This is a genomic window from Halobacteriovorax sp. RT-2-4 (assembly GCF_047085445.1).
GTDB lineage: Bacteria > Bdellovibrionota > Bacteriovoracia > Bacteriovoracales > Bacteriovoracaceae > Halobacteriovorax_A.
The window spans coordinates 290,800-310,042 of sequence record NZ_JBKIXY010000001.1; the positions used below are offsets into that span (position 1 = coordinate 290,800).

General features: G+C 36.6%; 16 protein-coding genes and 1 tRNA gene. 8 read left to right on the forward strand and 9 right to left on the reverse strand.

What is annotated here, in order from left to right; all coding sequences use genetic code 11:
- Positions 1-141 precede the first annotated feature (141 nt).
- The 4 genes from ACMAYL_RS01335 to ACMAYL_RS01350 form a co-directional block, all read right to left on the reverse strand.
- A complete protein-coding gene (locus tag ACMAYL_RS01335; RefSeq protein ID WP_392992005.1) occupies positions 142-726 on the reverse strand; it encodes a hypothetical protein in 585 nt (194 codons plus the stop codon).
- 11 nt (positions 727-737) lie between these two features.
- On the reverse strand, positions 738-1,556 hold the full coding sequence (locus ACMAYL_RS01340; protein ID WP_412470613.1) for a TIGR02147 family protein: 819 nt from the start codon (positions 1,554-1,556) through the stop codon (positions 738-740).
- 22 nt (positions 1,557-1,578) lie between these two features.
- On the reverse strand, positions 1,579-2,172 hold the full coding sequence (locus ACMAYL_RS01345; RefSeq protein ID WP_412470614.1) for a hypothetical protein: 594 nt from the start codon (positions 2,170-2,172) through the stop codon (positions 1,579-1,581).
- 320 nt (positions 2,173-2,492) lie between these two features.
- Positions 2,493-2,569: transfer RNA gene (locus ACMAYL_RS01350), tRNA-Met, on the reverse strand.
- Positions 2,570-2,708: 139 nt separating this feature from the next.
- On the opposite strand from ACMAYL_RS01350, the gene tilS reads away from it, so the two are divergent.
- The 6 genes from tilS to ACMAYL_RS01380 all read left to right on the forward strand — a co-directional run bounded on the left by tilS (position 2,709) and on the right by ACMAYL_RS01380 (position 9,763).
- Positions 2,709-3,818: a tRNA lysidine(34) synthetase TilS gene (tilS, locus tag ACMAYL_RS01355; protein ID WP_412470615.1), complete on the forward strand. Its 1,110-nt coding sequence runs from the start codon at positions 2,709-2,711 to the stop codon at positions 3,816-3,818.
- Between the two features lie 144 nt (positions 3,819-3,962).
- Complete coding sequence (gene ftsH / locus ACMAYL_RS01360) at positions 3,963-5,873, forward strand: ATP-dependent zinc metalloprotease FtsH (RefSeq protein WP_103217196.1); 1,911 nt, start codon at positions 3,963-3,965, stop codon at positions 5,871-5,873.
- Between the two features lie 6 nt (positions 5,874-5,879).
- A complete protein-coding gene (locus ACMAYL_RS01365; RefSeq protein WP_412470616.1) occupies positions 5,880-6,725 on the forward strand; it encodes a dihydropteroate synthase in 846 nt (281 codons plus the stop codon).
- Positions 6,726-6,786: 61 nt separating this feature from the next.
- On the forward strand, positions 6,787-7,725 hold the full coding sequence (locus ACMAYL_RS01370) for a trypsin-like serine peptidase (RefSeq protein WP_103217198.1): 939 nt from the start codon (positions 6,787-6,789) through the stop codon (positions 7,723-7,725).
- Positions 7,726-7,728: 3 nt separating this feature from the next.
- A complete protein-coding gene (locus ACMAYL_RS01375; protein WP_021267033.1) occupies positions 7,729-8,121 on the forward strand; it encodes a glyoxalase/bleomycin resistance/dioxygenase family protein in 393 nt (130 codons plus the stop codon).
- A 241-nt stretch (positions 8,122-8,362) separates the two neighbouring features.
- Complete coding sequence (locus ACMAYL_RS01380) at positions 8,363-9,763, forward strand: S8 family peptidase (protein ID WP_412470617.1); 1,401 nt, start codon at positions 8,363-8,365, stop codon at positions 9,761-9,763.
- On the opposite strand, the gene ACMAYL_RS01385 is transcribed toward ACMAYL_RS01380, so the two are convergent.
- The 3 genes from ACMAYL_RS01385 to ACMAYL_RS01395 form a co-directional block, all read right to left on the reverse strand.
- Positions 9,750-10,367, reverse strand: coding sequence for a response regulator (locus ACMAYL_RS01385; RefSeq protein WP_103217200.1), 618 nt, complete (start codon positions 10,365-10,367; stop codon positions 9,750-9,752). The genes ACMAYL_RS01380 and ACMAYL_RS01385 overlap by 14 nt on opposite strands.
- 109 nt (positions 10,368-10,476) lie before the next feature.
- Positions 10,477-11,157 carry a response regulator transcription factor gene (locus ACMAYL_RS01390; RefSeq protein WP_158246814.1) on the reverse strand — a complete coding sequence of 227 codons (681 nt, stop codon included), beginning with the start codon at positions 11,155-11,157 and terminating at the stop codon, positions 10,477-10,479.
- An 86-nt stretch (positions 11,158-11,243) separates the two neighbouring features.
- Positions 11,244-12,215 carry a 2-hydroxyacid dehydrogenase gene (locus ACMAYL_RS01395; RefSeq protein WP_412469532.1) on the reverse strand — a complete coding sequence of 324 codons (972 nt, stop codon included), beginning with the start codon at positions 12,213-12,215 and terminating at the stop codon, positions 11,244-11,246.
- Between the two features lie 153 nt (positions 12,216-12,368).
- On the opposite strand from ACMAYL_RS01395, the gene ACMAYL_RS01400 reads away from it, so the two are divergent.
- Positions 12,369-13,730, forward strand: coding sequence for a S8 family serine peptidase (locus ACMAYL_RS01400; RefSeq protein WP_412470618.1), 1,362 nt, complete (start codon positions 12,369-12,371; stop codon positions 13,728-13,730).
- Positions 13,731-13,768: 38 nt separating this feature from the next.
- Here ACMAYL_RS01400 and ACMAYL_RS01405 read toward each other — a convergent pair whose 3' ends face one another.
- Together ACMAYL_RS01405 and ACMAYL_RS01410 are read right to left on the reverse strand one after the other, a co-directional pair.
- On the reverse strand, positions 13,769-15,373 hold the full coding sequence (locus ACMAYL_RS01405; RefSeq protein ID WP_412470619.1) for a hypothetical protein: 1,605 nt from the start codon (positions 15,371-15,373) through the stop codon (positions 13,769-13,771).
- A gap of 75 nt (positions 15,374-15,448) precedes the next feature.
- The gene (locus ACMAYL_RS01410; protein ID WP_412469534.1) at positions 15,449-17,650 is read right to left on the reverse strand and encodes a penicillin acylase family protein; all 2,202 of its coding nucleotides are present in this window, start codon (positions 17,648-17,650) and stop codon (positions 15,449-15,451) included.
- A gap of 83 nt (positions 17,651-17,733) precedes the next feature.
- Between ACMAYL_RS01410 and ACMAYL_RS01415 the strand changes: the two genes are divergently transcribed.
- Positions 17,734-19,080: a KamA family radical SAM protein gene (locus ACMAYL_RS01415; RefSeq protein WP_412470620.1), complete on the forward strand. Its 1,347-nt coding sequence runs from the start codon at positions 17,734-17,736 to the stop codon at positions 19,078-19,080.
- Positions 19,081-19,243: the final 163 nt, after the last annotated feature.

The following is a 19,243-nucleotide window of genomic DNA, read 5'->3' on the forward strand; positions in this document are numbered from 1 at the left end:
TATTTGGTTGATTGAGTGTTAAGAACTTGCTCAGTGCCTATTATTTATACATGTACGAGATTGAGCGGGATCATTTATAAGGATGGTTTATAGAGCTAAGACTGTTTAAAGATTTGGCCTTAGCTCTTATTGAAGTGTTTTCTATAAGGAACCAGTGATATTTCTAAGGGTATCTCTTAAGGCATTGCTGTCACCGTTAAAATTATTTAGGGCATCAATAAATATCTGAATATTTAAATTGACGACGTCACCGTTTGAGACAGTTAAATTACCCGAAAACTTTATAGTGATTCGATCGCTGGTAATGAAATTTCCATTGTCATTATTTAATTCAACAGAGTTGCCTGAAGAGCAGTGATTTTCTAAATCAAACTCGACTCTTTTATATGTTCCCGCAGGTACAGTGACGCTTCCCAGGAAAGTTCCACTTGTATTTATTATTTTTTCGCCCAGGTCAAAATCGATATTATCTAGGTCATTAGTAGGATCGGCCGAGTCACTGTCGTCTAATTTAAAGCGTAGTCTTTTAAAGCAAAAACTTAAATTGTTTACACCGGCCATGGCCTTAGGGATTAGTATGTCCATAGGTGTCCAAGCGATAGGGTTGTAAGAAGAGAGTTCAATTGTAACTTTTGCTGGGTTTCCAGTTGTCGTACCTCCTTGGCCACAGTTTGATAAAGGCAGCAATAGTAAAATGAAAGTTATGGTTTTAAGTATTGTTTTCATTATAATCCTTTCTATCTTGTAACGGGGATAGTTGATAAAATAAAGTGGTAGACGTGCTCTTTGCTTTGGTCCTCGTTACCAAGTTTTTTAATTTCGTTGAGTGTATTGTTAAGTAATTCTGTCGCTTTATGAAAGTCATCTTTTGATAAAGCAACAGTATGACCAAGAATACATCGTTTGTGTGATTCAACTTCATAAATTGAATCAACAGTAATTCCCATCATTTCGTCGTGAAACTTTGAAAGAGATAGTTTATAGATACCGCCTACGCAATCGAGTTCCTTATCTATCTTTGCAAGACCATTACTGATTTCAACAAAACCATTTCTAACAAGAAAGTCCATCGCCAATTTGATCGATTTTAGTGGTATTTTTTTAGGAAGTTTCTTTTGTATATAACGAGCGTCCCACTTAAATCCTTCTGTTGCTACTAGCTCTCTAATAACGACATTGTACCAGTCTGATAAATATTTAAAGCTTTCAAGACTCTTTGCATGGCCATCTTGATAAGCATAATTCCTCTTCATCTTTTGATAAGCTTTATACTTATCTGAGATGTTGTTTGAGTCATTCAATATGATCAAATTCAATAAGTAATTTTCTTGTTGTTTGTTAAAGTTTAATACTGAAGCAATATTTTGAGCTAATTCGTTACTTAGTTTTCTTTTCGCTTTTAATACCATTGAGAGGTTTGCGGCCGTCGTTTCTGCTTGAGATGCAATAGAGCGCAGGGAGATGTTGTTCACTTGTTTTTGGTACTTGAACATATGAGAAAGAAACTCCCTATAGTCATGATATTCAAAAATGTCTATTTGGGGTTTCTTTCTCATATCTTACTCTCTTTAATTAATCTTAAAATGTCCCACTGGCACCTTCTGCTACATCTTTCAATGTACTAACTCCATTATAAGAGTTAAGGGCCGAAGCTAAGTTTTGCGGACCAAGAACCATCACCGCGCCATCATTAGCAGTAAAAGTCCCTGAAAATTTTATCGTAATTCGATCAGTTGTGCTATAAGAACCATTGTCGTTTACAAGATCGATACTTTTTCCACCAGCACAGTCCGACTCAAGATCAAACTCAATTCTCTTGTATGTTTTACCTATTGGTAGCTCAAGTGTGCCTAAGTCGACAACGCCACCATCAATGCTAATCTCTCCAATATTGAAATCAACATTATCTTCGCCAAGAGTTGCAGCATCAGTATCGTCGAGTTTAAAACGAACCCTTTTAAAACATAGAGTCAGTGAACCAATAGCTGCATAAGCTTTTGGGAAAAACATATCTAAGAATGTGCTTTGAGCGACACTATAAGATCCCATTTGCATATTTACTCGTGCTTTTTGGGCCGCAATAAGATCGCTTTCTTCAACACAAGATACATTTAATAAAAGTAGAGTTGTTAGTGATGAAAATTGTAATGCTTTTTTTAGTGTGTTTTTCATATATCCCTCCTTTATTAGGATGACTAAATTATTCCACTATTTTTGCACTGAGTCAATATGATGCCTTAAATTTGTTAACAAAATATTTAAAAAAGCCTGTATTTATAATGATTTATCGTTGTATTTTATTTTGGTGTCCATGTATTTGTTAACATGAGCGTTGTGCGTAAGTAGGTATATTTACATGACGATAAAAATCTGAATGTAAGAGGGAAAATGTTAAGAAGTCAGCTTAATCAAATCGAGTTAAGTTACATGATGTCTTAATGAAAGATGCACGTTGTAAGTTTAAATTTAATTGATATAGAGTGAAGGGAAAATGGTGCGAAAGGGCAGATTTGAACTGCCGACCTACGGGATATGAATCCGTCGCTCTAACCAACTGAGCTACATTCGCACATTTCGATTGATTAGGATATTAATGACTTGCGCCTCGTATGTCAATATTATAATTTATCAAAAAGTTAAATTTTGTGAAAATAATGGCGATGAATCTAAAACCTAAACAAAAAAAATCACATTCGCTTGGAGCTAAGATGATTTCTCATTTTAAGAAATTCAACGTTGATATGGGCCTTGATCTATCTCGACCTATGGCCGTTGCATGTAGTGGTGGCGTTGATTCTATGGTTTTGGCGCATCTACTGGTTCAAGCAGGGGCCAAGAAACTTAGACTTCTACATATTGATCATGGCACAAGAAAAGAGATTGAAGACGAAGTTGAGCTGATATCAAGTTTTGCTAACAGACATGGCCTCGAATTTAAGACATATAAGGTTGAACACTTATCTTTAAAGACAAGGAATTTCGAATCTATTGCACGCCAAAAAAGGTATCAACTATTATTGTCGAATCTAGCAGTGGGAGAGTTACTTCTTACTGGTCATCATCTTGATGACTGCTTTGAATGGTCACTTATGCAGCAGTTTAAATCTTCGGCAAAGCAGATTGATTTAGGTATGCCGTATCGTAATGGCAATATTTATAGGCCACTTTTTGCATTCTCTAAGAAACAGATTCTCATGTATGCTAAATTGGCCAAGCTAGAGTGGCTTGAAGATGCCTCTAATAAAGACTTACGCTACGAACGCAACTTTATAAGAAGTCTTGTTGCAAATCAGATTGCTCCACGCTTTCCTGGACACCTTAAACACTATTGTAATCGCATGAATAAGCTGAAAATGATTAAAAAAGAGCTTAGTCGTGCACAAGACTTCAAGGTTATTCAGCGTCAGTGGGGGATCGTGATTTCATATAATGGTGAAATTAGTGAGGGCATTGAGCAGGCGATTCTTTCACAATCTCATTCATCAAAAGGGCGAACTCATTCACAGTTTAATAAGCTACGCTCTCTTGTAAAGTCTTCGAGTATTGGGCCATTAAGCTTTAGCGGAGGGCTACGAGTATTTAATTTTAAAAATCATTTGGCCGTGGTCAAGAAAGGTCATAAGATTAATTTTAGCATTAATCATTCGCAGATTCCTGAAGGCGTTCCATTTCTATCAAATAACACTAATACTAAGCATTCGCTTAAGATTTGTCCGATAGCTGATAGGGATGGGAACCTAAACAAGTTCTTTTCTGAAATTAGTCTTCCAGTTCATTATTCATGGCGTAAAAGCGGTAAAGTTTTAGTTTGGCTTTAAATTACTAGGCTTGACACTCACTAAAATGATACCATTTTAATAACTATAAGGTTACAATATAGCTTTATATTTTATTAAGAATTGTAATTAGTTAGTGAATATTTGATTAATAGTTAATTTGAAAATTAATTAAAAAGGATTTTAATGAAAGGACAAAACAAAACACTCCTCCTATGGATTATCTTAATCCTTATGTTTGCGGCCATCGCTAAAATTTCTTCTGAAAGCCGCCAGGCATACAAGCCTGTGACATACCCGGACTTTGTTAGTGCAATTAAAGGCAAACATGTTGATAAAGTTGTTCTAAAGGGTAAGGACAAGATCTTAGGAAAGTTTAAGGACGGCTATGAGAATGGAGCTTGGTTTGAAGCGACAGGAACGACAGGTGCCGAAACTTTTAAAATTTTAGAAACTCACGGAATCTATCCAGAGTACGAAGCGGAAGAGAAACAAAACGTTATCACAACTTTCTTGCTGCACTGGGGACCGATGATTTTCCTATTCCTCATTGTTATTTTCTTCCTTCGCCAACTTCAATCAGGTGGTGGCAAGGCAATGAGTTTTGGAAAGTCTAAAGCACGTATGCTTTCTCCACACGATAAGAAAGTTACATTTTCTGATGTATCAGGTGTAGAAGAAGCAAAAGAAGAACTAGAAGAGGTTGTAGACTTTCTTAAGGATCCAAAGAAATACACTAATCTTGGTGGTAAGATCCCTAAAGGTGTAATCCTTGTAGGTCCTCCTGGTACAGGTAAAACTCTTCTTGCAAGAGCTGTTGCTGGTGAAGCAGGTGTTCCATTCTTTTCTATTTCAGGTTCAGACTTCGTTGAAATGTTTGTCGGTGTTGGTGCATCTCGTGTACGTGACCTATTTGAACAAGGTAAGAAGAATGCTCCTTGTATTATCTTCATTGATGAGATCGATGCTGTTGGACGCCACCGTGGACACGGTATGGGTGGTGGACACGATGAGCGTGAACAAACACTAAACCAACTTCTTGTTGAAATGGATGGTTTTGAATCAAATGAAGGTGTTATTCTTATTGCGGCAACAAACAGAATTGACGTACTTGATAAGGCCCTTCTTAGACCTGGTCGTTTTGATAGACGTGTAACTGTTGGACCTCCAGATGTTCGCGGACGTCTTGGAATCCTAAAGGTTCATACAAAGAAAACTCCACTTGATACAGCTGTTGATCTTGAAGTAATTGCAAAGGGGACTCCTGGATTCACAGGTGCAGACCTTGCAAACCTTGTTAACGAAGCTGCTTTATTTGCTGCTCGTTACGGTAAGAAGGTTCTTCAAATGATCGATTTCGAACAAGCAAAAGATAAGGTTCTAATGGGGCCTGAAAGAAAGTCGATGGTACTTTCTGATCTAGAAAAGAAAGTAACTGCATACCACGAAGCAGGACACACTCTTGTTGGTATGAATCTTCCAAAGACTGATCCTATCCATAAGGTTTCTATTATGCCTCGTGGAGGAGCTTTAGGTGTGACGCAAACTCTTCCAAACGAAGACATGCACAACTTAACACTAGAGAAAGCTGAAAACTTCATTGCTTTCTTAATGGGTGGACGTGTTGCTGAAGAAATCGTTTTTAACGAAATCTCAAATGGTGCTTCAAATGATATCGAAAGAGCAACTCAACTTGCTTCTAGTATGGTTTGTTCATGGGGGATGAGTTCTAAAATGGGACCACGTAACTTCCATCAACCAGGTAATTCTCCATTTGGTTCAACTGCACCAAGTGAAGGTGTAGGGTACTCTGAAGAGACAGCACGTGAAATCGATACAGAAATCACACGTTTCTTAGATGAGAACTATAAAGTTGCTAAAAAGATTTTAACTGATCACCGTGATGCGCTTGATAGAATTGCTGAAGGACTAATTGTTTGGGAAACTCTTGATTCAAAACAAATTCAGTCTTTAATCGATGGTGAAGATATTGGTGTTCCTTTAGTTGAAGAGGTTAATAACCAACAAGCACCTTCTCAAAAAGCAGCAGGTGAGTCGACAATTTCTAAACCAATTGACGATCCAAAATTAGCATAATCTAAAATGACTAAAATATCTTTTTTAGGGGTAGTTAACACTACCCCTAATTCATTCTCTGATGGCCACTTAAATCTCGATCAAGACTATCAAATCAAACAATTAGAAAAGTTTAAAAACGCCAATTACGGTATCGATATTGGTGCTGAAAGTAGCGCTCCTTTTAATGATCCTGTCTCCTTACAAGAAGAATGGGCCAGGCTTGATTCGTATATGTTCCAGCACCTTAAGTATCTAAATGAATTTAAAACGATTTCAATTGATACCTATAAGCCTGAAACAATGAGGCTGTTCTTAGACAAGTATGCTATAGAGTTTGAACGTATTATCTGGAATGATGTTTCTGGTGTTATCGACGATAAATGTATAAAGCTTTTAAATGATTATCCAACGATTGAGTACGTCCTTTGTCACACTCTCGTTCCTGGCCGCGATAAGACTCTTGAGCATATGAATTACTTGGATCCTAAGCTCAATGCTAACTCTCTAAAGACTTTTTTCAAGCAGGCAATGGATAAGCTTCAAAGCTCAGGCATAGCTTCTGAACGAATCATTTTAGATCCTTGTTTTGGCTTTTCAAAAACCACAGATCAAAATCTAAATCTATTAGATGAGTTACATGAGATTCAAACAATATCTAAGCGTTGGCTCATTGGTATTTCTAAGAAGTCTTTCTTGCGTCATCTTATTAGCTTAGAGCGCCCAGAGATTCGAGATGATAAACAGGCCTTACTGGCCGCGAGTGAAGGTCCGCACTGGATGTATCTTGGCCAGTTTGCACGTGATTTCAACGAGGTAGATGATCTTATTTTCCGTGTTCACGAGGTTGGAAAAATTACAAAAATTACGTAAATACTCGTGTTTATCAGCTTTTTGGCCTATATATATGAACATTATTTTATAAAGGGCCAAAATGAACAAATTAAAAGTATTATTTTCTATTACTTCACTTTTTATTTCATTCAATGCTTTTGCATATCTTACGCCAAGTATTTCAGATTTAATTGATAATATTGATAAGGCCATTTATGGTGATCTTGATATCGTTGATGTCAATGCAGGAACGTTAATGCATTCTCCTGTTGCAAAGATAAATGCTCACTCGAGTGCTATTGTTGTTAATCGTTGGAGTTTAAACGAAGTAATTAGCGGTAGGCTATTTTCTATAACCGGTTCTGATTTCACAAAGAATGCACGTCTTTGTGAGGGGGAAGAGAAGTTTCTTGACCAGAAAGCGTATGGAAAGTGTAGTGCTGTTCTTGTTGGGCCAAAGCAGGTTCTAACGGCCGCACATTGCATTCAAAATGTTCAAATCGCTTGTGATCGTAAAAGCTTTATCTTTGATGCACGTGAGGATCTTGGAAGTAGTAATGCAACTCAATACTTTGTGAAATCTCAGGTATATAACTGCAAGAAGATTCTTGCTTATAACCAAAGTCGCGATAAGACATTTGATTACGCACTAATTGAGTTAGATCGTACAGTTGAAGGTGGTAGAAAGCCTGTGGAAGTAGAAGAAACTAAACTAGAAGTTTCAGATGAAGTCTATATGATTGGTCATCCAAACGGTTTCTTATCAAAGTATTCTTATAATGGTTTTGTCAGAGATATTGATCCTTTATTTTATATCACCAATCTAGACGCTTTTGGTGGCAATAGCGGTGGGCCAGTATTTTCAAAAGAAAGTAATAAGATGGTTGGCCTTCTTATTCGTGGCCATGATGATTTTGAGTGGGATACTAAAGCTAAATGTAACCGCGTTGTTCACTGCCAAGAAGATGGTTGTGATGGGGAATACGTATTAAAAATCAATGCCATTATTGACGATATCGAAAAGGCCCGTAATAATTAAGAGATGAAATTAGGTCACATCGTTTTATTTAGCTCAAATGCTCATTTAACTTCCACTTTTTTAAGTGAAGTTTTTGATCTTGAAGTTGAAGGAGCGTCTGACTCAGTTGTTGTCTTTAACGATGAGTTACGATTTCTCGTGGTTGAACGTCCTAAACTTGCCCAAGTTGGTAATAATATCGTTTTTGATTTTGTTGTTGATAATTACGATGAGTTAATTGAGCTACAAAAGAAGGTTGAGTTTGTAAACTATCGACTAGAAAGCTCTGGTGAAAACCTTAATATTCTCTCTAATGAAAAGATACCTGAAATACTTGTGCATGAAGGTGTGCAATTCTTCTTTATAACTGATCCAGACAATCGTCGTTGGAAAGTTACCTTAATTGAGTCCAATTAAATCAAGCCTAATTTTTTTAAGCTAATTTAAATTTTATTTAAGTCACAATTCTGACACCTTTTTCTTCGCAATTTGGCCCTAGCGTGTGTCATTTTGACAGGTAAATGCTGGGATGTAGCTGATATCGTAAGATGAACAATTGGCACGGTTTGTGCTTAGTATATAGTAGTTGCCTCAGGCAGGATGCCACAGGCCTTTCTTTATATAAGATATATAAGATCAAAGAACTCAAGGATTGAGTATGCGACTTTTAGTACTTGCTTTGGCCGCCTTCAGTGCGGCCAATATTTCGGCCGATTTTATCATTAAATACAAAGATGGAAGTGTCGAAAAATCAAAAATTAATCCAAGCTCACAATTTTCTTCATTCGCTTTAAGTGACGACGTTGAATACGTGGAAGAAGATTTAAGGCTCTTTGCTAATGGTGGTGAGTACAACGACACTTACTATCCTAGTCAGTGGCATTTCACAAATTACCTCGACAATACTTTCTATCATGCACGAGAGTATGCAACTTCTGAAACAGATACGAGAGTTAATGTAGCAGTTATTGATACGGGGATAACAGACCATTTTGATCTGAATACAAATGTTGTAGGTGGATATGATTTTATATCCGACTCTGATAATTCAAGAGATGGCGATGGCCGTGATGCAAATCCAAATGATGAAGGGGATTATGGCTCTGCTACTACTGCATGTAATTCTGGTACAAATGCCTCAACGTGGCACGGTACACACGTAGCAGGAATTATTGGTGCAAGTTCTAATAATAGTTATGGTGTCGTTGGGGCCGCCAAAAACGTTAATTTAGTGCCACTTCGTGTTTTAGGTGCATGCGGTGGTCTTACTTCAGATATTGCTGATGCTCTGAGATGGGCAGCTGGCGGTAGTGTTTCCGGAGCCCCGGCCAATCCTTATCCTGCCCGTGTTGTAAATATGTCTTTAGGTGCACGTGGTAGTTGTAGTCGTTACATGCAAGAATCAATTGATTTTGCGCGCTCTAAAGGTGTTGTTGTTGTGGTTGCAACTGGAAATTCAAACGCAGACGCTTCTTTCTATACTCCATCAAATTGCCGTGGAGTTTTAAGAGTAGGTGCCGTTGCAACAACACGTGCTCGCTCTTCCTATTCAAATTATGGCCGTATTGTCGATATTGCTGCTCCAGGGGATAGTATTTTATCGACTGTTAATAGTGGACAATCAACGCAAGGAACTGCTGTCTTTTCAAGAATGAATGGAACTTCAATGGCCGCTGGCCTTATATCAGCAACTGCCGCAATGATCTTTCAAGCAAATCCTTCTTTATATCCAGATCAGGTTAGAGATATCATCACAAAAACAGCTGTTGATTATTATTGCGATCGCAGCTCTTGTGCAAAAGGTGCTGTTGATGCATACGAGGCAGTATCTCTAGCATTTTCGACAACTCCTAATGCAAGTTTCCGTTATAACGATCCCGTTCTAGTAGGTGGAACAGCTGCTTTAAACGATAGCTATAGTAGTGGCAAAAGTGGTGGAGGAGCCTGCGGAACGATTGAAGATGTTAATAATAGTGGCAGCGGTGGAAATATGCTAGCTGGACTTCTTTTGATTATTGCAATTGTCGTAGCTCATCGTATTAAACTTATGAGGCCTTAACGGGACTGCATTCGACTTCAATATTATTGTCGACTATTTTACAACTATCAACTTTATAAATTTGAGCTCTCGAAGAGTGACCATCTAATTTAATAATGGCATTCCTTGGAATCTCTTCCTTTGTTAAAAGCTTTAAGTGTTTATGATCTTTTTCAACGACACGATAACCTTGAACAACATCACTTATTTCAAATACCTCTATAATATCTCGACCGAGTCTATTTTCATCATTGATTATTTTATTAATCTGGTTAATCACGACATCAAAGCCTTGTTGTTTGAGTACAAAGAGATCGATACCTTTGCGTGCGGCCTCTTCTATTACTTGGCTGTCATTTTCATTTGTTACTAAGATAAAACTCATTTCTTTATCGAGTAATGAGATCTCATCGTACAATTCAATTCCATCCATCTGTGGCATCATATAGTCGCAAATAATATAAAGCTTCTCTCCGCGATTAAGCTTAATTGTTTGTATATCTTCAATGGCCTTAAATGGATTAGTGTGAAAACGAACATGTGAGTTAAATGTGTTCTCGAGGCTAGTGGCAAGGAGCTTGGCAGTTTCGTAGCAGTCGTCAATAACCATGATATGCTTTTTCATAGGAACAGTATAATTGACTTAAGTGCTACCATAGGGATAAGTCGTCTAAATTTAGCTTAATTTAGATTAAGTAAGACGTTATTTAAACAGTCTGTAGGCCTATTAAGACCTACAGTGATACCTCTTGAATTTTGTAACCTTCACCGTAAACACTTCTGATGATAAAGTTAGAATTTTTGATCTTCTTTCTAATTGAACTTATATAAGTATCAATCATGCGATCGTTAACCTTATGATTATCAGGAGCGATATGATTGAGAATTTTCTCTCTCGCCAAAACGTTTTGCTCATTTTTTAGAAGTAGATGAATTATTTTGAACTCTGAAGATGTAAAATGAATTCTTTCTCCACGTATTTTAACTTCTTGAGATGGGATATTAAGAGCAATGTCGCGGTAATTAATCACTTCAAGTGCATTCTCATTGTTAACAGACTTAAGAGTTGTGCTAATAATGCTTTTAACTTCTGAAGGCTCAAATGGTTTACTGATAAAGTTTATGCCACCAAGTTGATAACCAGTTACTCTTGTATTCACATTATTCTTTGAAGAAATGAAAACAATTGGTGTATCTTTAAGTTCATCATTCATTTTTAATTGCGAGCAAATTTCAAATCCAGATTCATTTTGTAATAGTATATCTAAGAGGATTAGGTCTGGCTTTTCTTGCCAGGCCGTCGCAATGGCCTCATCCTGATTACTTGCTTCAACGATATTATAATTACTTTCTAGTAGCGCCCTAAGCAGGTCTCTGATTTCTTGATCGTCATCGATTATTAATATTTTTTTCATGAATAACTCCTTTATATTCATGAATATAATGTATAAATATATCAAAAAATCTTCAGCTTAATTTAGGTAAACCTTATATAAAATTCTTAAACACTTGTTTTTAAATCTTCGTTATTTGCAAAGCTTTGAATATTATCAAAAATGAGCTTGGCCATATCAGAACGTGCAACATCATTTGCTGAACCAATATGTGGAAGAATGAAGATATTGGATAGTTCTCTTAAAGGAGAGTTACTACTTAGTGGCTCGTTACAAACAACGTCAAGTCCTGCCTGTGCTTCTTCATTATTTTTAAAGAAGTCATACATTGCATTTTCATTTATAATTTCACCTCTTGCCGTATTAATTAGAATTAAATCTTTCTTCATTAATTTAAAGGCATCGTGACTTAAAAGCTCATGTGTTGACTGAGTATATGGACAATGAATAGAGATGATATCACTTTCTTTTAAAAGTGTTTGAAGATCAACATAAGTTGCATTGCACTCATTTTCAATTTGATCTTTCTTGCTTGGGCCAGTGTAGAGAATCTTTTGGTTAAATGCGCCCTTACACATTTTTGCAAATTGAGTCCCAATTCTTCCTGCTCCAATAATTCCATGTTTTAAATCAAATAAAGATTTTCCAATAAAGCCTGCTGGCTCCCATGTTTGCCATTCTTTATTAATTACATTTTGTCTTGCTGCTTCAATTTTTCGTGCACTACAAAGCATCAGTGCCATCGCAAGCTCTGCCGTGGCCTTTGTGAGAACATTTGGCGTGTTTGTGACAGCAATATTATTTTTTCTACAGTAATCAATATCTATATTATTAAAACCAACTGCATATTGAGAGATGAGTTTAAGTTTTGGAAGTTTTTCTAAAGTTTGTGCATCAAATTTATTGCTCAGCATTGAGATAATAACATCACATTCCTTTGCATTTTCGACTATGTCATCTTGAGTGATTGTTCCATGTTTTAAACGATCCCAAATTTTAACTGTATGGCCTTGTTCTTTTAAATCTTGGAATAGGGGACCTTTGATGACATCTGTCGCAAATATCGTTAAATGACGCATGACTTCCTCTGCTGTATTTGAGTTCTTTATACTATATAGTATTTGTTCTATGTAAGACGTTGTAAGCTATCTTCATTTTACATATGCAATCTACATTTTAAAATAGATAATAGAGCTTAAATTTAATCAAAATATATTTCATTGGAGGAAATTTTGAAAATATTAGCAAATATATTAGCAGTAGCACTTTTATCAAGTGCGACAAGTGCTGCAACAATCGCAATTATTGATTCTGGTACAGATATGATGCATGAGCAGATTGCTCCAAAAGCATGGATTAATGAACTAGAAATTCCTGGTAACGATCGAGATGAGGACCGTAATGGTTATCAAGATGATGTCTACGGTTGGAACTTTGCAGAAAGTAATAATCAAGTTATCGACTATAAGTACCTTGGTACTTTAAATGATGACATGGTTAAGTTCTTTGAGCTTCAAGAGAAGTCAATGAGAGGAACAATTACTGAAGAAGAGGTTACTTGGATAAGAACGATTGTAAAAGACGAAGACTTCATTAAGAGAATGACTGTGTATGGAAACTTTATGCACGGAACACACGTCGCTGGTATCTCTGCTGAAAAATCTGATGATGCTAAAATTCTTGCAGTTAAGCTTATTCCAACAGAGGTTAAGCTTCCTGGTCAAAAAATTGCTGTTAATTCATTCTTAGGTGGATTTGTTGAAAAACTAATTAAGGCAGGAATTGATCAACTTGCAAAAGCACAGACTTCAACATTTAACGAAATTGCTTACTATATCGCAGACCACGGAGCACGTGTTGCGAATGGCTCTTTTGGTACAGGTTACCCACAAGCAAAGATGATTGTTGAAACTGTAATGAAGACTTTTTCAAAGAAAGAACCAAATCCAGAAACAGTTGATATGTATGCAAAGTACTTTCTAAGTGCTCTTGTTAAAAACTCTCAATCAATGCTTCAGGCAGCTCCAAATACATTATTCGTTTTTGCAGCAGGTAATGATGGCCTTGATAATGATGTTTTCCCAACTTCACCAACAAATATTCAAGGTGATAATGAAATCTCTGTAGCTGCAACAATTGACTACGATCAACTAGCTCCATTTTCTAACTACGGTGCGAAGATGGTTGATGTTGCTGCTCCTGGTGTAGGAATTCTTTCTAGTGCTCCAGGAAATAAATACATTAAAGTATCAGGAACATCTCAAGCAGCTCCATATGTTGCTGGTGTTGCAGGTAAGGTATTTGATATCAATCCTGAACTGACGCCGCTACAAGTAAAGAGAATTATTCTTGAAACAGTTGATGTAAAAGGCTTCCTTGCTGGAAAAGTAAAAACATCAGGTGTTGTGAACTCTGAGCGTGCACATCGTGCTGCTGTTTTATCTCTAACAGTTTCAGTTGATAATGCAATTGCATCAGCGAAAAATGAAGTTTTAGATATGGAGTCACCTCGTCTTGAAAAAGGTGTAAAGAAGCCTATTTATATTGAAGGCTCAATTCTTCCACTTCCATCTAACTTTGTTATGTCAAAGTAATTAATAAAAAAGGCCGCTTTAAGCGGCCTTTCTTTTTCTTATAATGTTTCTTTTAATTCTTGTATTGTTCCTCTTTTGGCCGTTCCAAAATCCGGAGTCTTTCCCTTTTGCTCAAGTTCTTTTTTCTTAAGTCCTTTCATGTAGACGACAAGACTTAATTGATTTTTACGAGTAGGGTCTTCTATTTGATTGATGAATGTTTGTACTAAATCAAAGCCATACATTGCAGGCTTGCCCATCACAAGGTTTACATCCCATTCAATTCCTTGCTTGTCTTCATTAGGATTTGTTTCATAAGAGTATTGAATAAGTTCCGTACAAACGAAACGAGAATACGAATTTCCATTGAATGAATAATCATACTTCTTTCCAATACTTTTAAATGTACGCTCTAGTGCAAGCGCCTTATCTTTCTTTGTTAGGTTAGGTCGAAGAATAACCAAATTATCCCAGGCCATTGATGGACCTAGTTCCATAAAAACAACACCTGGCTTTAGTCCTTCAAGTGTTACATATGGCCTACCCTGTTTTTCACTATCTTCATATTCTTTCATAGACTCAGGATATTTCTCTTTTAAATACGACATATAGTCCTGGCATTTCATGAATTCGCTAACGCACCTTTTTGCAAAAACTTCATTTGTTTCTATATCGTCTTTAAAGTAATTATTAAATTTAGAATACTTTCCAATAAACATTAGGCCATGGGTCCAGTTACCTTTAAATACGAGATTAGATAACTTTCCATATCGTTGGATTGCACCAACGTCTCCTGGTTCAAATTCTGCCTCAGAAATTTTCTTAAGCTCATCTACCTTTATTGCATGCTTTATAGGCAGGGCAATATAGCTAAAACTTTTTAAAATAAATTCTTTGATATTGTAGAAGATTGTATAGCGGCCAGCATTCCAACTTGTTTCTCTAAGTAAGCTTTTAAATGAAGTTAGCTCTTGGCGAGCTTCTTCAATATCATTTTCAATATCTTCAACAAGAAGCTTTAGGCCCTTATCGTTACCTGCAAGCTTTAACACTTCATCGTCGAGATTGTGAAAATCTGTGATTGTCGCAGCTTTAATGTATCTCAGTTGATAGCGATTATAAGGAGCTGAGATATGATTTCTGCCTGTCTGATTATTTACACGATTGGAGTCGCTTAATTGACGTTTTGTTTCTTTGAAATCTGCTTCAAAATGTTTCGACTCGTAATTTATATCTTCAAAGTCATCTGAAAAGACTGAGATAAAGTTTTCACCTGACATCATCATGTAGTTCATAAGTGACAGCATTGCTTTGTACTTGGAAGTACGAATTCTTATAAGCTCTAGTGCCTTGGCGTTATTTTTCTTTCTTATATGATGAGTGATTTTTTCTACTGCTTCATCATGTACATGTAGTAAGTAGTCGAGTTGTTCGTAGGCCGCTATTAATTCCAGTCTCTCGTGGTAGCGAACAATATAACGTGGAGTAAAAGTCGTTTGATAGGCAATGTCTTTTGTCTCATAAACGAAGTCCATCAAAGCAGCTTGAAGCTGCTTATCATATGAGGCCGCAGACTTTTGAAAGTCTAAACTATTATATTCTTTTGCCTTAATTGTTAAAGGCAGTGACGAGGCAATTAGTAGCGATATAAATAGAGTTTTCATTCTCTCTTTATAGCAAATTTATTTGAATAGCAGCTTTGGCCTGTAAAGCTTACAGACCAAGTATTAATAGGTTAGTCACTTACCATTCGTGATGACATTGTGGCGGTAAAGCCCATTAATCCAGTTACTTACATCACTTTTGTAGTTATTTGAGAACCTGCGATCACTTAAGCCTCCTGGTAAGACTGTGTAGACGTCTGCTTGATTGTGGTCAGTAACCATTTTCCATGAAGGTACAAAAGAAGTCGTCCTACCATGGGCCTCATAGACTGCCCCTTGGGTAATGGTCGATCGGTTGCCTGGTATTTCAACATTATCAATATCAAAGCCTAGGAAAGCAGGGAGTTTTCCATCAAATAAAATATGCTTCATCTTATAACGATTCTTATCTCCCCAGCGCATATTCTTTGGTGCTTGGAGTTGACTTTTTTCTAGTGCTTTTTGAATATAGTGTTCTTTTTCTTTTTTATCTTTAAACCAAATATGGTCAATATCATTTGTTAGGAAAATACGATCAAATAAACCGTAGAAGTCAGCGATAATTGACGTTTCATCCATACAATAAGTTGTGACTTGTTCTCCTAGAAGGTGATCACTAAAGAAGTCTTTAAGTAGGGTGCGATAGAAATCTTCAAATAAAGTTGCTTCACAATTGTCGACATCATAGTTGCGCTTCCAATTTATTAGGCGTTGGCCTATCTCATTCTTTTCAAAGACTGAATGAAAAACGTTAATATAAAGATCTGCTTGTCTTGAGAATGTGTCAGATTGCATCTTTTTAAACATTTCAACGTTATGATCTTTGTTGCCAATCAATAGCTCTTCAATTCTATCTTTTCGATAAGATGCCATCGGCGCATTGATGGCCGTTGGGAATTGCTCATGCTGAATTCGATTATTAGCAGTTGCAATTATTTTAATATCAGGGTTTTTGTAATGATATAGCTGATTGCCTTCATGATAACCTTGCCAGATATTTTGCTTAAAATAACCTTCAACAGGGTATAGGCCAGAATGGGCCCTCTTTGGAAGTACTCCAGATTGATGGTAACCAATATTTCCGCTTGAATCTGATAATAGCCAATTACAGCTAATGGCCACATTAGAAACACATGCGAATAAATCATCGACATTTTTTGCGTAGAGAAGATCTATGATGGCCTTTAGTGTTTTTGCGCCACCTCTTTTTCGACATGACCACGCCATCGATAAGTAGTGTCCATCAGTTATGCTCTCTAGCTCACTATTGACTTCAAGAAAGCCAGCATGAGTTTCACGCATATATATTTCAACATCTTCTTTCTTCTTTCTTTTAATGAGATCTCTTCTTATTTTGAAATCAAATAGGTTTGATTCAAAACGATACTTATTATCACGGACCTCTTCAATGAAGTGATCTACCATATCCATGAAGCCGTATGTGAAAGAAAAGGCCGTATCATCACTTCTTCCCATAACAAATCCTGGTACACCAGGCATAGAAATACCAAAAAAGTTACCAACATTTTTTATATTGGCCTTTATTTCATACCAAATTGCAGGAAGTCGATTACATTCTAAATGCGGGTCACAGGCATGTATTGCATGTCCCTGCATATTTGAAACCCAGTTATTTGAAGCTTGAATCTTTGGAATGTTTTTTAAAAATTTATAACTTTCAGGAATAAGTGGATTGTAGATTCTAACTTTATTAACAAGATTAACTTCACTATCTGTAATTGTATCAAGAGCACCTTTGGCCAGTGACTTAATTCTTTCGACCTGTGTTTGTTGATCGTTTTTGTCGTCTAATTTTTGCGCATTCTGTAGTAATTGAATAATTAATTTCTCTAGATCCTGTTGCCCTTGGGCCAGTCCTAGAAAGCTCATTGCTTTAATTGTTAGGATTGTATCACTTATTGTCCACGCACTTGGTTTGTGGCCAAGAATTTTGAATTCAAAGGGATAAGCTTCGTGAATGGCCTTATTTATCCCATCTACATAGTGTGTTAATAAGCTATTTGTTTCTTCATCAATATTTTGTACTTCTTCTTTAGCATAGTGATTAATACCCAACTCACGCATATACTTATCAATTGCAAAAGTTTCCTCACTATCTTTAATGCACTCACACAAACGACCTTGTGCGATTAGACGCAACATCTCCATTTGCATTAAACGATCTTTGCCGTGATAGTAACCTTGAGCGAAGAGAAAAGAGTTGACGCTCTCGCATGAAATCTGTCTAGTGACATTATCTAAAACATCTGAGGTATAATCTAAATTAGGTTTTTCCATATATTAATAATGACACGTTTAGCGTTTCCTAAAAAGGAATTTTTTAGGATATAATATGTAAAATTACATTCAAGGATTATTTTATGACGACAATTGATCAAGGCGTAGATCACTCGAAGATTCCAGATTTAGAACACAGAAATTTTAGAAATGATGACTTTTGGAAACAAATTCCTGCTTGGGAAAATGTTACTAGAGGCGAGTTCTCAGATCATATGTGGCAACTTAAGAATTCGATTCGAAAAATTGACCAAGTTAAAAAAGTTCTTGGTGATAAAATTTCAGATGAGTTTTTTGAAGACCTAAAGCAAGGTCAACATATAACTCCAATGAATATTCGTATCACTCCATATGTATTTGCATTAATTGATTGGGATGACCCTGTAAACTGTCCTTTAAGAAAGCAATTCCTTCCTATTGGATCTCAATTCCTAGAAGATCACCCAATGCATATGGCCGACTCTTTAAGTGAAGATGTCGACTCACCAGTTCCAATGCTAACTCACCGCTATCCAGATAAGGTCCTTTTTCTACCTCTAACAATTTGTCCAGTTTACTGTGCTTATTGTACACGCTCTCGTGTTATTGGTGGCTCTACTGAGACAGTTGAAAAAGAATCATATGGTGCAAATCAGAAGCATTGGGATAATGTATTTGCATACCTTGCAGCTCACCCAAAAGTTGAGGATGTTGTTATCTCTGGAGGGGATGCATTCATGCTTAACCCTAAGCAGATTCAATACATTGGTGAAAACTTATTAAAGATACCTCATATCCGTCGTATTCGTTATGCTACGAAAGGGATTGCAATTTTTCCACAAAAGATCTTAACAGATGATGCGTGGATGGAAGCGCTTATTAAGGTTAATAATCTTGCCAAGGGTTTTGGAAAACAAATGGTGATCCATACTCACTTTTCTTCTCCACTTGAAATTACGAAATGGTCTCAAATGGCCATGGATCGTCTTTTTAGCGAAGGTATCCTTGTTCGTAACCAGGCCGTACTTCAAGAGGGTGTAAATAATCATGTTGATACGATGGTTCTATTAACTCGTAAGCTTGGTTATATGAATATACAGCCATACTATGTTTATATGCACGATATGGTTCCTGGTTGTGAGCACTTCAGAACAACTCTTGCAGAAGGTGAAGAGCTAGAAAAGGCCGTTCGTGGTACGACTGCTGGTTTCAATACTCCTACTTTTGTATGTGACCTTCCTGGAGGTGGTGGAAAACGCCATGTTGCTTCTTATGAGTACTATGATCAAGAAAATGGAATCTCTGTTTGGCGAGCACCTTATGTTAAGCCAGATAAGTTATTCACTTATTTTGATCCGATTCATAAATTAGCACCAGATGCTAGGGATCGATGGAAAGATGCGGCCACTCGTAAGGCCATGATTGACGAAGCAATCGCTAAAGCTAAGTAAAAGCTAAGTATCTAATATTACACTTGTGTGTGGCATTAAGTTGGCACACGCAAGTTGTTGATTTTCCGAATTTTGTACCTAAAATTAAAGATTTATATTCTGCTTGAGTAAATTACTCATTATTCCGATAAAATATATATAAATTTAATCTTAAGGGAATTAA

Excerpts from the sequence above, each read along its gene's own strand:
- ACMAYL_RS01390 (WP_158246814.1), bottom strand. The coding sequence starts at position 11,157 with ATGAAAAAAATATTAATAATCGATGACGATCAAGAAATCAGAGACCTG.
- ACMAYL_RS01405 (WP_412470619.1), bottom strand. The coding sequence starts at position 15,373 with ATGAAAACTCTATTTATATCGCTACTAATTGCCTCGTCACTGCCTTTA.
- ACMAYL_RS01375 (WP_021267033.1), top strand. The coding sequence starts at position 7,729 with ATGAAATTAGGTCACATCGTTTTATTTAGCTCAAATGCTCATTTAACT.
- ACMAYL_RS01370 (WP_103217198.1), top strand. The coding sequence starts at position 6,787 with ATGAACAAATTAAAAGTATTATTTTCTATTACTTCACTTTTTATTTCA.
- ftsH (WP_103217196.1), top strand. The coding sequence starts at position 3,963 with ATGAAAGGACAAAACAAAACACTCCTCCTATGGATTATCTTAATCCTT.
- ACMAYL_RS01365 (WP_412470616.1), top strand. The coding sequence starts at position 5,880 with ATGACTAAAATATCTTTTTTAGGGGTAGTTAACACTACCCCTAATTCA.
- ACMAYL_RS01380 (WP_412470617.1), top strand. The coding sequence starts at position 8,363 with ATGCGACTTTTAGTACTTGCTTTGGCCGCCTTCAGTGCGGCCAATATT.
- ACMAYL_RS01410 (WP_412469534.1), bottom strand. The coding sequence starts at position 17,650 with ATGGAAAAACCTAATTTAGATTATACCTCAGATGTTTTAGATAATGTC.
- ACMAYL_RS01395 (WP_412469532.1), bottom strand. The coding sequence starts at position 12,215 with ATGCGTCATTTAACGATATTTGCGACAGATGTCATCAAAGGTCCCCTA.
- ACMAYL_RS01415 (WP_412470620.1), top strand. The coding sequence starts at position 17,734 with ATGACGACAATTGATCAAGGCGTAGATCACTCGAAGATTCCAGATTTA.
- ACMAYL_RS01345 (WP_412470614.1), bottom strand. The coding sequence starts at position 2,172 with ATGAAAAACACACTAAAAAAAGCATTACAATTTTCATCACTAACAACT.
- tilS (WP_412470615.1), top strand. The coding sequence starts at position 2,709 with ATGATTTCTCATTTTAAGAAATTCAACGTTGATATGGGCCTTGATCTA.
- ACMAYL_RS01340 (WP_412470613.1), bottom strand. The coding sequence starts at position 1,556 with ATGAGAAAGAAACCCCAAATAGACATTTTTGAATATCATGACTATAGG.
- ACMAYL_RS01335 (WP_392992005.1), bottom strand. The coding sequence starts at position 726 with ATGAAAACAATACTTAAAACCATAACTTTCATTTTACTATTGCTGCCT.
- ACMAYL_RS01385 (WP_103217200.1), bottom strand. The coding sequence starts at position 10,367 with ATGAAAAAGCATATCATGGTTATTGACGACTGCTACGAAACTGCCAAG.